This window comes from Paenibacillus aurantius, from assembly GCF_032268605.1.
GTDB lineage: Bacteria > Bacillota > Bacilli > Paenibacillales > NBRC-103111 > Paenibacillus_AO > Paenibacillus_AO aurantius.
In genome coordinates this window covers 1,792,290-1,805,129 of record NZ_CP130318.1, presented here as the reverse complement: position 1 = coordinate 1,805,129, position 12,840 = coordinate 1,792,290, and the positions used below count along the sequence as shown (strand labels likewise).

General features: G+C 50.0%; 10 protein-coding genes. 1 reads left to right on the top strand and 9 read right to left on the bottom strand.

Annotated elements, in window-relative coordinates; translation table 11 throughout:
• Positions 1 to 78: 78 nt before the first annotated feature.
• Both MJA45_RS08580 and MJA45_RS08575 read right to left on the bottom strand, forming a co-directional pair.
• Complete coding sequence (locus tag MJA45_RS08580) at positions 79 to 1,476, bottom strand: ABC transporter substrate-binding protein (RefSeq protein ID WP_315606848.1); 1,398 nt, start codon at positions 1,474 to 1,476, stop codon at positions 79 to 81.
• Between the two features lie 351 nt (positions 1,477 to 1,827).
• On the bottom strand, positions 1,828 to 2,964 hold the full coding sequence (locus tag MJA45_RS08575; protein WP_315606847.1) for a GntR family transcriptional regulator: 1,137 nt from the start codon (positions 2,962 to 2,964) through the stop codon (positions 1,828 to 1,830).
• A gap of 248 nt (positions 2,965 to 3,212) precedes the next feature.
• On the opposite strand from MJA45_RS08575, the gene MJA45_RS08570 reads away from it, so the two are divergent.
• A complete protein-coding gene (locus tag MJA45_RS08570; RefSeq protein ID WP_315606846.1) occupies positions 3,213 to 4,499 on the top strand; it encodes an alpha-L-fucosidase in 1,287 nt (428 codons plus the stop codon).
• A 413-nt stretch (positions 4,500 to 4,912) separates the two neighbouring features.
• On the opposite strand, the gene sigK is transcribed toward MJA45_RS08570, so the two are convergent.
• From sigK to MJA45_RS08535, 7 genes are all read right to left on the bottom strand, one after another.
• Positions 4,913 to 5,614 (bottom strand): RNA polymerase sporulation sigma factor SigK, encoded by a 702-nt coding sequence (gene sigK / locus MJA45_RS08565; RefSeq protein WP_315606845.1) that lies wholly within the window; start codon positions 5,612 to 5,614, stop codon positions 4,913 to 4,915.
• Between the two features lie 377 nt (positions 5,615 to 5,991).
• A complete protein-coding gene (locus tag MJA45_RS08560) occupies positions 5,992 to 7,902 on the bottom strand; it encodes a PAS domain S-box protein (protein WP_315606844.1) in 1,911 nt (636 codons plus the stop codon).
• Positions 7,903 to 8,134: 232 nt separating this feature from the next.
• Entirely contained in the window at positions 8,135 to 8,512 is a 378-nt protein-coding gene (locus MJA45_RS08555) for a RidA family protein (protein ID WP_315606843.1), read from the bottom strand.
• Complete coding sequence (locus MJA45_RS08550) at positions 8,502 to 9,671, bottom strand: hypothetical protein (protein WP_315606842.1); 1,170 nt, start codon at positions 9,669 to 9,671, stop codon at positions 8,502 to 8,504. The genes MJA45_RS08555 and MJA45_RS08550 overlap by 11 nt, the downstream gene beginning before the upstream one ends.
• The gene (locus MJA45_RS08545) at positions 9,668 to 10,450 is read right to left on the bottom strand and encodes a creatininase family protein (protein ID WP_315606841.1); all 783 of its coding nucleotides are present in this window, start codon (positions 10,448 to 10,450) and stop codon (positions 9,668 to 9,670) included. The genes MJA45_RS08550 and MJA45_RS08545 overlap by 4 nt, the downstream gene beginning before the upstream one ends.
• The gene (locus MJA45_RS08540; protein ID WP_315606840.1) at positions 10,447 to 11,199 is read right to left on the bottom strand and encodes an SDR family NAD(P)-dependent oxidoreductase; all 753 of its coding nucleotides are present in this window, start codon (positions 11,197 to 11,199) and stop codon (positions 10,447 to 10,449) included. The genes MJA45_RS08545 and MJA45_RS08540 overlap by 4 nt, the downstream gene beginning before the upstream one ends.
• Positions 11,200 to 11,369: 170 nt before the next feature.
• Positions 11,370 to 12,590 carry a Gfo/Idh/MocA family protein gene (locus MJA45_RS08535; RefSeq protein ID WP_315606839.1) on the bottom strand — a complete coding sequence of 407 codons (1,221 nt, stop codon included), beginning with the start codon at positions 12,588 to 12,590 and terminating at the stop codon, positions 11,370 to 11,372.
• Between the last annotated feature and the right edge of the window lie 250 nt (positions 12,591 to 12,840).

Sequence of the window (12,840 nt, the reverse complement as noted above, 5' to 3'; positions counted from 1 at the left end):
TGACCCCCAATCTCCTTCACCGCAGAACGGCTTCGAGATCAGGGGCACTGTTTTCAAGAGAACTAATAAGATCGAGAATTACTGCTTCGATTCAGCAAGTAATTTGTCAATGGCCGCATTGAATTGGGGTTTTACCTTTTCAACGGCACTGGACGGGGATTGCTTGCCTTTGGTGATGTCTTCGACGATCTGTCCAAAATACTTTTGGCCGTCGGGAACCGAGAAATAGGATATGTAATCAATGTTTTCGGACATTAGTTTGCGGGTTTCAACCAGCTCAGGAGTCGGGTAAGCCGATTGCCAGCCTTGCAGGGAATACTGCTTGCCTTCCGGTCCAAGGTTGATTTCATCATAGATCTTCATGGCAACTTCCGCATTCTTGGAATACTTCGGAGCGAAGTACATGTTACCGAACTGGGTGTAGGACTGGTATTTGTCCGACTTCGGGCCTTTAGGGAAGAACACATATCCAAGCGTCGTATCTTTCATGTTGTCGCGAAGTCCATTAAATTCCCAGCTGAAACCGGGATAGAGGACGTCTTTGCCGGCAATGAAATCCTTGCTCGGATCGTTCGTAGACGGATCGAATGTCTTGTCGCTATTGTACAAATCAGACACAAATTGCAGAGCTTGCATCGAATTTTCGTTGTCAAGGCTGAATTTGAATTGGCCGCTCGCATCCTTCTCAACGCTTCCTTTGTTCACATAAACCAGTTGCTGCGCAAGATCGAAGACCCTGCCGCCCGGAAAGCCATATACATCCGGCTTGCCGTCCCCATTGGTGTCTTGCGTTGCTTTCTTCATAAAGTCGCGGAATTTATCCCAAGTCCATTCACCCTTCTTCTGCAATTCGAAAGGATCTTCAAGACCAAGCTTCTGTACCATTGTCTTGTTGTAGAAGATACCGTACGGGGAAGGCGTGCCGTCATAGTAGCCATATTGCTTGCCGTTAAAGCTGCCGCCTTTGCGCATCCAATCGTTGTATCTCGAGCTCTTCATATCAATCCAGCCGTCGATCGGTTGGATAAGTCCTTTGTTGGCCAGAGTCGGGAAGGACCAGAACAGCTCAAGGACCACAACATCCGCAAACGGTTGGCCGGCGAGCGAAGTCGTCGTGAAGTTCTCCACATATTTGCCGTAGTCACCGAATTTAACGAATTCAATTTTGCAGTTGTATTTCTTCTCAGCCGCATTTATTAAGTCAGTCTGTTTTTGAGTGGCCGCATCGATTTTGTCCGCAGGAACTTTGCGGGGGTCTGCGTCATCCCACCATTGACCTATCTTGATGGTTTGCCCGCCCAAGTCCGGAACTTTGGGCGGTGAAGCTGTCGCGGCTGAGGTGCTGCTTTCGGGACTTTTGCTCGGCGAACCCGTCTCGCCTGCCGTACTGCTTCCGCCACCGGTACCGGAACAAGCAGCAAGTGTTAAAACGAGCGGGAGAACGACAGACTTCGAAACCCATTTAAGCGCTTTCATTTACTCCATACCCCCTTCGATCGGATTTGAGGAAGCAAGGTCTTCTGCAAAATATTCGTATACGGGTGGGCTCCTATTGCAAGGAAAAACAGGGGAGTCCACCTTCATACGAAGTGGTTTCGCAGTTATTCGACATCAACGCTCCCAATAAAAACAGGAAAAATAAATTCTATCTAGAAACACTTCAGCTAGTTGTTTGCATCAAACGAGCATGTAAGGGCATTCAAGATAGATATAATATTTCCCCTGATTTATATCCGTATTATATATTCACTTTTATGGTTTGTAAATAGTAGGTATATCAATATAGGAACGAAAAGAATATTTCTATATCTTTTCAGGTACTTTGACCTAGTTTTCTGAGTCGTCGTCTATTCCTTTTGGCTGTTTGCGGGTAGATTGTCTTTCAATGAAGTTCACAGGCACCACATTGCGGGTTTCGATGCTTTTATCTTGATATATCATTCGCACCACTAATTCAGCAGCCTTGTATCCAATTTCATAGTAATTCTGCTCAACGGTCGAAAGCGGAACTTCTAAATGCTGGGACATCTCTTCGTTATCGAACCCAACAATGGCCACCTTCTCCGGTACCGGGATCCCCATTTCCAAAGCACACTTCAATAATTCAACACCAACATAATCATTCTCCGTTAGTATGGCAGTTACACCTTTGTGCATCAGATCATGGAGAAGCGCACTATAGAAAGCTCGAGCATTTTGATCGTTCACTTGCCGGTAGTAATCCGTAATGACGATTTCGGGATCAATCGTCAGACCGTTCTCGCGGTGTGCCTGGCAATACCCGAAGTAGCGGTCGCGAACCGTGCTCCGGTAGGTGATGCTGATGCTCGATACGTAGGCAATTCGGGTATGGCCTTCTCGGATGAGCCGTGTGGCGGTCTCATAGCCGCCGGCATAGTTGTCCGACGTCACGCTCGTAATTCCCAAACCGTCAATATACTGGTCGATGGTGACGATCGGATAGCCGTTGCTATGCAATGCACTGAGTATTTCGATATTGCCGGAAGAGCTGACCGGGTACAATATGATAGCACGGCTGCCGCTCTTAGGCAGTTTTGTCAGGAGTTCTCGTTCTTTCTTTAGGCTCCAATCGCTGTTGTGTATGCTTAGAAAGTAACCGTGCGCATCCAAATAATCCGACGCGCCCTTCAGGTTGTTCGGCATACTGTATGAGGCCATGAAGGGCACGATCATCGATATGATAGGGCTAACCAATTCACCGCTGTCTTCGCGTTCCCCAAGCTGCTTAACGAAGCTTCCGCTTCCGCGCTTCCGGTAGATCAAACCTTCTCGTTCCAGCTCCACCAATGCACGCTTTGATGTAATGCGGCTGACCCCGTAAAGCTCAGCCAACTCCGCCTCCGTGGGGACTTGCGCCTCTGGGCTGTACTCACCCATGGTGATTTTCATCTTCAAATCATCTTTTATGACCATATACAAAGGTTTGTTCTCATTATTAATCACAGAATCACATCCATTTTTCTTCCTTAGAGTTTTAGAGGGTAAACCATGCTTATACCAAACTTATTTCCTTCGCAACAATATGATATATTTTTTCGACGTAAAAAGTCAAATAAACGCTTTATTCTCCCCTTGTCTTTCTGTATACGGATGCTACCATATCCAAGAAAAAAAGGGTGTGGCCCCGTCTTGCAGCTAAAAGAGTTAGTGATATAATTGATATATCTTTTTCGCAAGGGAGGTTATGGGCTGTGCAGAAGTGGTTCGAGGAAGCGAAGCTTGGAATATTCATTCATTACGGGATCTATGCGGTTAACGGAATTGCCGAGTCTTGGTCCTTCTATAACGGGAGGATCTCACACGAAGATTATATGAAGCAATTGGAAGGCTTTACGGCCAAAAACTTCGATGCGGATAAGTGGGCGGATCTCATCGCAAAATCCGGGGCTCGATATGCCGTATTGACGACGAAGCATCATGATGGGGTTGCGCTATGGGATACACAGTACTCCGATTTGAACGTTGTGAAGAAGACCCCGGCCAAACGCGACCTCCTCAAAGAGTATGCCGAAGCCATCACCAAAGAAGGAATCCGGCTCGGGATGTATTTTTCTCTCATCGATTGGTCCCATCCGGATTACCCCAGTGTATTCGAAGGTGACCGAGTACCGGATGACCTGAGTACAGTCAACCGTTTCTCTAACCCGAAAGACGGCATCCAGGATGAGAGCAGATGGCAAAAGTTTCTCGAATTCAATAACAACCAGCTGCAAGAACTGTTAACGAACTACGGTAAAGTCGACCTTTTGTGGTTTGACGGAGACTGGGAACGCAGTGCCGAGCAATGGAATCTTCCTGCCTTTAAGCAGTACCTCAAGTCCTTTAATCCTGAGTTGATCATCAACTCTAGGCTGCAGGGCCATGGCGATTATAGAACGCCCGAACAAGGTCTGCCGATCACCAGGCCGGAGGGACCCTGGGAATTTTGCACCACCATCAACAGCTCTTGGGGATACCAGCCGCGGGATAATCACTACAAAACGCTGAAACAAATCATCCGGATGTTCTGTGACTGTATTACCCTGGGCGGTAATATGCTTCTCGATATTGGACCAATGGAAGATGGAACGATTGATCCCAGACAGGAAAATATTTTACTGGGTCTTGGCGATTGGATACGAACCCATGAAGAAGCTGTCTACGAGACGGATGAAGGAATACATACCCGGTATTTTTTGGGCGGCAGCACGGTATCCAAAGATCGGAAAACCCTCTATCTATTCGTTTATGACGATCCGAAAGAAAGTGTTTGCCTTAAAGGGTTATCGAATATGATCAATCGAATTACCGTTCTTCATTCGGGCAAAGAGCTCAAGCATGCTATCCACGGGGGAGTGCCTTGGTTCAACATCCCGGGAACAACCTGGATTCACATGACACCCGAAGATGCACACGAACATGTTTCCGTTTTGAAGCTGGAGCTTGACGGGGAGTTAGATATGTACGGCGGCTCGGGTGCCGTAGTAACGCATAATTAATAACAGAAGCCGAAAGGTCAGTTTGACTTTCGGCTATTTTTATAGTGAAGATTATTTATGATTACAGGTTATACAAGCGGAGTGTTAAGTCTCTGGTCATTCTGGTGTGGAATTTCTGCTGCCCTGCTGTGAAAGCAAAAGTCGCAAGGGGCAACATATAGAGACGTGACGAGTTGGAACCAATCGGGCGACCTGCGAATTCAGAAGCCTTGTTGAGACCCTGCTTTGCAAAAGAAAAACGAGCCTAGAATCACTTCTAAGGCTCGTTTCGTCTTTAGGGTTTTAGCGAATACGAAAAGACAAGCTCTGAAATCGGCAGCTTCCCAACATTCCATCGCGGCGATTCGTTAACAGGATTTTCTTAACAAGCAGATTAACTCCCTAGGTCACCGGTTACTTCTTCAATTGAACCTTCACCGTTTCACCTTATAAAACTCATGGTAAAGCTTCATCAGCGCCCGCTTCTCGATCCGCGATACATAGGAGCGGCTGATGCCAAGCTCCTTCGCTATCTCCCGCTGCGTCCGTTCATCCCCGCCCGTATCCAGTCCGAACCGGCCGCGGATGACCTCCTGCTCCCGCTCATCCAATATATCCAAATGTCCATAGATTTTGGACTTCTCAATCTTCAGCTGTACTTTCTCCGCGACATCGTCGCTCTCGGTCCCCAGGATGTCAATCAGCGTGATCTCGTTGCCTTCTTTATCCGTTCCGATCGGATCATGCAGCGACACGTCTTTCTTCGTTTTTTTTAGCGACCGAAGGTGCATCAGGATCTCATTCTCAATACAGCGTGCCGCGAATGTTGCGAGCTTCGTCCCTTTGTCCGGGGAGTAGGATTCTATGGCCTTTATCAAGCCTATGGTCCCTATACTAATTAAATCTTCCAAATCTTCCCCGGTATTATCGAATTTTTTGACGATATGGGCCACGAGCCGCAGATTATGTTCGATCAGTAGATTGCGAGAAACCTGGTCTCCTTCCTGCATTCTTTTCAGATGCTTCATTTCGTCGGCTTCCGCCAGCGGCTGGGGAAATGCGTTGTTCTTTACATACGAAACGAGGAGCATTAATTCTTTAATGAAAAGCGCGATTGCCGCAAAAAAACCAGGCACTTGCCGCCACCCCCAAGATGAGAATGGTTTAGTTTATGTGGGCTAGGGCCTACAAGTGCCTGTACAGGGGAAAAATATCGACAATTGGCAAGGGGGACGCCGCCTGCACTTGCTTGCGATAAGTGGATAAACATGCACGAAATCAAAGACGCCGATTATATGGGTCAAACGTTGGGGCTATACGTCAAACCAATGGATGGATAGGGGCCATTTAGATGACGTTAGTAAACCAGACCCGAATATGAACCTAAATTAACAGGAAACGTCCGTCGCCGTCCGGGGCGTCCCTTTTCCCGTCAGAAATGACTTTGTTAGGGAAATTGCAAAAACTCCGTGCACGGTACGGAGTTTTTGGCAGGTTAGCTACTTTGAATGATCTAATTTACCAGCTTTGTAGTACGTGCCTTTGGAGCATGCTGCTTCAAAATTTCCTTTAAGACTTCAAGTTTAACTGGCTTACTGATATAATCATCCATTCCCGCGTCCAGGCATTTTTCCCGATCGCCTTTTAACGCATTTGCGGTCACCGCCACGATACGAGGCTTCTTCTCGGATGCCAGTTTTTTTTTGATCACCCGCGTCGCTTCTAAGCCATTTAAAACAGGCATGTGGATATCCATAAAAATGATATCAAATGATTTCTTAGTTGCAGCCTCAATCACTTCTTCGCCGTTCAAGACCACGGATACTCGGTGCCCCATTCTCTCCAGCATTTTCTTCAGCACCAGGGTATTGATCGCGTTATCCTCAGCAATCAATATATTCGCCGAGTCTATTGATGATGAAACGTGTTCATCTTCTTTGATGTCCTCAACCGTTTTTTCGTTTAATCTGATCGTGAAGTGAAAGGTGGAACCGCTCTTCCCGTCACTTTCCGCATAGATAGTTCCTCCCATCAGTCCGACAATTTTTCTGCTAATTGCCAGTCCCAGACCAGTTCCATCGTGCCTGCGGCTCATGAAACTGTCGATTTGGGAGAAAGGTTCAAAAATGTCTTCCAGCCGGTTGGGCGGTATCCCTATTCCCGTATCCGTCACGATAAATTCCAAAAGCTGATTTCCCTTTGCCTTTTGGACCTCAATGGATATCTTTCCGCTTGGCGTAAATTTGACCGCGTTTCCGAGCAGGTTCATGAGCACTTGTTTGAGACGTTCCGCGTCCCCGTATATATAATCGGGCACATCATGATTAATCGTGTAGGCCATTCCCACACTCTTTTCGTCCGCCTTCTTGGATACAACAGACAGACTGTCCTTGATGATCTTCCGCAGCTCAAACGTCTCCTCTTGCAATTCGCTTCTTCCCGATTCGATTTTCGAAATGTCCAGGATGTCGTTAATGATAGAAAGGAGTGTTTCCCCGCTGTTGCGGATAACTTCAATGTAATCCCTTTGTTCCTCGCTGAGTTGGCCATCGAGCAAGAGCTCGGTCATCCCGATCACGCCGTTCATCGGTGTACGGATTTCATGACTCATCATAGCTAGAAATTCGCTCTTGGCTTTGTTGGTGGCTTCCGCCGCTTCCTTTGCTACCACCAGTCTTCTCTGCTCAGAAATGTCCTTGCAAATGAGATAGAAACCGATGTTTTGACTATTTACAAAAATGGGAGCAATACTTGTGAGCACTTCAATGACCTGGGCGTCTTTGCCGACAAGCGTATCGATTTCCCTCTCGACCGTATTGTCATGAAGCGCGTCAGCGAGAATACGCTCCACATTCGGACGACCGATCAGATCGGCAAGTTTTTTGCCCCTAAGCTCGGTTTCAATTTTATAACCCGTAAGTTTCTCGGCCATGGCGTTTCCGTTTATGATCTTCCCTTTCAGATCAAATGACAAAATGGCGTCATGGTTATACTTTTTCAGAGAAGTGTACCGTTCCACGGTTTCCTGAAGCCGAATTTCCGTCTCTTTCTGCTTCGAAATATCGATCACTTGGGCGATGTAATGATGCGGCGATCCATCCGTGTTGCGGAATACACGAACGGAGAGGAGCGCCCAAACGGTTTCACCGTCTTTTCTTACGTAGCGCTTCTCCAGCTGCACTTCTGTTTCGTTTTCCTTCATTATTCGCTTCAAATCATCTATGTTTTTAACCGTTTCATCGGGATGGAAGAAGCATCCGAACCGCTCGCCCTTGATCTCTTCTTCCGAATAACCTAGGATCCGTTCCACGGCAGGGTTAACGGCCAGAATCAAACCGTCAGGAGCAACAAGACCAATACCGAAAGAAGCAAAGAGAAATACCTGGCTGTTAAAGGTATCTTGGTCCAAGTTTACGCGATGCATGATTTGACCTCCAATTTATAAAGCAATGAATGTTGTTCATTCGATTAAAAAGACATTATTCCATAGTATATTACCCAAAGTTCCTATTTTGAAACTTTATTCTAACGGGATCGGACACTCCAACCCTTCCCCGAAACGCGCCAAAGCCCTCTAAACGGAAAGCAAGCTTCCACTAGAGGGCTTTCTTTAATAGGCTTGGTGCCGTATCTCCTTATCGGGTCTTCCGATCCGGTTAACCGTTCCTTACGGCAGCAATGGCATCAATCTCTACGAGCAGATCGTAGTTCAATTCACAATAGACCAAGGTTCGTGCCGGATAAGGCTCCTGGAAAAACCGGGCGTAAATTTCATTAAATTCGCCATAGAGGCTCCTATCGCTCAAGTAGACGTTCACTTTTACGATATCCGATAAATCCAGTTTAAAGGAGGCCAGCACCTCGCGAATGTTTTCCATCGTTTTGACGGTCTGGGCTTCCAGATCGGGTCCGACGATTTCCCCCGTTCCCAGATCAAGGCCGCCTTGGCCCGATACGTATACATACCTGTCAGTCTCTACCCCCATGGAGAAAGGCATCTTCTTCTTGGGAGACGATAACGCTTTATCGTCCATCTTTCCCCTCCTCCCTTCCTGCCTGACACGTATCCCTGCCATTCCCCTTTCCATAATGGATGCTGAGCTCCGGGGTTTCCAACCGCTTGCCGAGATATAAGGATTCCATGGCCAAATCGATCATCCCCGTCGTCATAAGTGTTCTTTCCATAGGAAACGGCGGCTTACGGGTAAGAATGAACTCCTCAATGAGCCGGGTGAAGGTTTCGAAATGACCGAACGGTCGTTCCAATTCGCTGTTGCAGCGAGCCGCTGCCGTGGTCCCCTCCACCGTGCGGAAGGCGAAGCCCCATTGCTGAACCAGCTCCAGAAAGTGCACCACATACCCTTTGGTGCCGTCCTCGTAGTCGATCTCGAACAGCACCGGAGCCGGCTCCTTCTCCCGCAGCTTCTCCAAAGAAACGTCCGGGTAAGTGCGTAGGGCTTCAAGCATCAGGTCCTCCGGCCATTCCTGCCGGTCAGCCGCCTCCCACACCGATTCTCCCATTCTTGCGTTGATCGAACGGACTCCGGTCTCATCCGATTCCCTTTGCTCCGCGAGTGACTGAAGAACCTCCAACCCGTGATACCCGTAGGCTTCGATTCCAATCGAGAAGCTGACCACGAGAATTTCCTTCACCTGGCGGAGAAGGCCGGGGTCGTAAGAAGGAACCTGCTCGACGAACGGAATGGACGATCCCCCCATGAAGGGAATCTCCTGCTGCTTAAGCCGTTCATACAGGAGGACGGCTTCCCGGAAGTCGTAGGACAAATGCTTGTCGGAGAAAACCGGTACGTTTCTCTGCAGATCGGACAGCGTTTGAAGCACCTCGTTCAGTAACCGGAAGCGGGGATACTGCTTCTGCTTCTTCTCGTTCACGGGGTAATCGCCGTGCTCGCCGATGATGATTACCCCGTCTATTCCATCCTTGTTATGAGGTTCCGTTATGGCCTCCGCAATGGTCGGGTAAATGGGTATGCCCTTCTTCCGGGCCTCCTCCCGGCTCATGTCGTTATCCGGTACCTGGTCCGTATAAAGGGAAACCACTTCGATTCTGGGTGAATACCCATAGTGGCCAAGGAGCCGGCCCAGGATAACATCCGCATGGGAATTAAACCGGTACTCGGTTACAATCACCGCGACTTTAGGTTTCTTCCCGGCTGTATTCGTCGAGGTCATAGGCTATTCTCCCCCTGCTCCATCGATCGGTACACCTGCACCAGCCAATCCGCCACGCTGCCGGAAATGGCCTCCAAATAAAGCTTTCCTTTCTCGGCGGTGGCTTTATGAGGAGCGTCCGTGAAGCCGTCAGCTCCGGTCAGCTCCCCGTGACGGCCGATAAAAGCACCCGGCGGCCCCGAGTTGATCCAAGGCCGTTCTGTATGAGAACCCGTGATCCGTTCGGTACGGACCAGTTCCTCCCGAAGGGCGAGGATGGCGGCGGTTTCGAAGCCTCCCGCATGTCCCGGGACCATCCCGACCTCGCCCGCATTTCTCTCCTGAAGGGCCTCACGGGACACACTCCAGTAGGAAGCCGATGCCGTCCAGATCGGATGCTTGACGGCCAGGTCGTTCGCGGTCTGGTGCATGATCGGATCGTTCCCGCCATGTCCGTTAAGAAAGACGATCTTGCGGAATCCGTTGGAGACGAGGCTTTCTCCCATATCCCGAAGGATCGACAGGTACGTAGCCGAAGAAAACGAAAGCGTTCCTCCGAAAGAAAGATGATGCTGGGAGCAGCCGATGGGAAGCATCGGACACAAGAGCACCGGGATGGAATCGGCGGCCTGGCGGACCGCCTCCTGTGCCAGGTGCCCGCATATAATGCTGTCCGTAAAGACCGGCAGATGGGGGCCATGCTGCTCCGTCGCAGCCAGCGGAACGACAGCCATCCAGCCGTTTGCCGCTTTCTCGGAAATTTCCTCCCGGGTATGGTCCTGATACAGCCACTGCTTCATAGCCGGAACCCTCCATCGGCCGAGTACAGAGAAGCGGTTACGTAAGAGGAAGCGTCCGATAATAGGAAGGAAGCCACCTCGTTGATTTCATCGGCCCTTGCGCTGCGGCCTAGCAGGGTGATGTTCCCCATCATCTCCCGGAACGAATCCGGCGGGGACTCCAGGAACTCATCAGACTTGAAATCCCCCGGAACGAGCACATTGGCCCGGATCCCCTGGGAAGCATAGTCCTTCGCCACCAGTCGGGTGAATTGGTTCATTCCGGCTTTCGCCGTTCCGTAAGCCAAATAGTTATTGAGCGGAACCTGGCCGATGATGGAAGACGTATTCACGATGGAACCGCCGCCGGAGCGAATCATCAGGGGCAGCATGTACTTGCAAACGAGGAACGCGCTGGTCAAGGAACCGCGCATTGAATCCTCCCACTGCTCCAGGGTTAGCTCCAGCAGCGGCTTGGCCACGTTCACATATACATTATGGTAGAGCCCGTGCAGCGCGCCAAACCGTCGGCCGATTTCTTCGGCCAGTTCCTGGACCTGCGCTTCATCGGTTACATCCGCCTGAAAGTATTGGAACCGCTCCTTTCCATAGGGCTCCACTGCCGCTTCCACAGCAGGATGCTCCTGCAGCGCCTTCCGGTCGCTGGCCGCGATCGTCGCTCCCTGCTTTAGAAAAAGCCGGATGGCGGAGCTGCCCAATGTCCCCAGCCCGCCCGTGATCAGTATGATTTTTCCTTCCAGTGAACTCACCTGAGACCGCCGCCCTTCGAGTAGAAATCAGTTGGATGGTTTCCAAAAATATCCTTACCGGACCATCCTACTACAAAACCAATTTCCTATCAATGAATACTTTTTATATACACAAAATCACATGTTCTTGCAAAATAACTTTTAAGAGGGGTCCCCGTGATTCCCAATGCTCACCCTTTTCCTTTCAGAAGCTCCTTGACAGCAATCGGCCTGCCTTCCCGAATCGACCGATTGGCCGCCGCTCCTATTAGAAGGGACATGGCCCCTGCCCACGCCCCCGCTAATTGCCCTAGAGGGTCTGAGCTTCCGCCTTCGAACAGCATAGCTCTCAGACGCGAGTCCCCTCCTCCATGAGCGCCGGGAGACCGGGGACTTTCATAAAGGATCCGTTCATTCCTCCGGTTATACAGCTTGATGGCTGGAGGGGGTTCCGCTGCATGGGGCCCGCTATAATACTCCTCCGCCTCCAGCTTCCCCTTCGTCCCTTGAATCGCCACTTTCCATCCCTCATATGGGCTGTTTGTGGACAAGGAGTAGGTCAGCAGCGTCCCTCCCGAGTATTTTACGTTAACCGAGAAGGTGTCTAAGATATCGATCTCTTCAACGAAAACACAGGCATCCCGAAGATACCCGTCCTCCTCTTCCGCTTCCCGGTAATACCGTTTGGCGAACTCGTCTTTCGTGATATCGTAGTAGAACTCACAGGAGGTTGTATGGGTACACGTGAGGCACCGTTCTCCATGCGGTCTTCTGCCCTCTCCAAACACATTCCGAAGCCCATAGGCATAAAGCTCCTCAGGTTCGTCCTCCAACCACCAGTTGATGAGATCAAAATGATGGGTCGACTTATGAACGAGCAATCCGCCGCTGTTCTCCATCCTCCTGTGCCACCGCCGGAAATAATCCGCTCCGTGAACCCCGTCGAGGCTCCATTCCATATGGATGCTCCGGATTGTTCCGATTGCTCCATCCTTCAGCAGCTGTTTAATCCTGGCCATATGAGGCATGAACCGGCAGTTAAACGTAACCTTCACGCTTCTGCCCGTTCTGCGCTCCGCCTCCAGAATGGCTTGGCATTTCTCCGCATCGATCGTCATCGGCTTCTCGGTAATGACATCACACCCGGCTTCCAGAGCGCTCACGACATAAACATGATGAAGGTGGTCGGGAACCGCTACGATAATGATTTCGGCCCCGCTTTCGGTCAGCATCCGGTCAAATTCGGTGTAGACGGGAACCTTTCCGCAGTCTTCGCTTAATCGTTCCGCCCGAATGGGATTGACGTCGCAGACGCCAACCAACCGGGCCTTTTCTTGAAATTCCTCCGTTAGGGGCTTGGCAAACATATGCAGGGCCCTGGCCCCTGCCCCAACGAGCGCATACTTCTTCACCTTCTCCCCCTCCTATCCGCTTAAGAGGACCGGGGAACGAACAAGAAAACCTAATGGGATTCTTGAGCATTCCCCGCCTTGCAGCTCATCCTTACGGCGAGATCAACCCAAACGGTTTAATCGTCGGAGCCCAGTAGGAAAACCGAAGCCCCGCTTAATGCCACGGAATAAAGTTTATCCACCTGCACGGTATTTCCGGACACATAGAGCACCTTGCCGACCGAATTGGTCCCGGCTACCAGGATGTAGT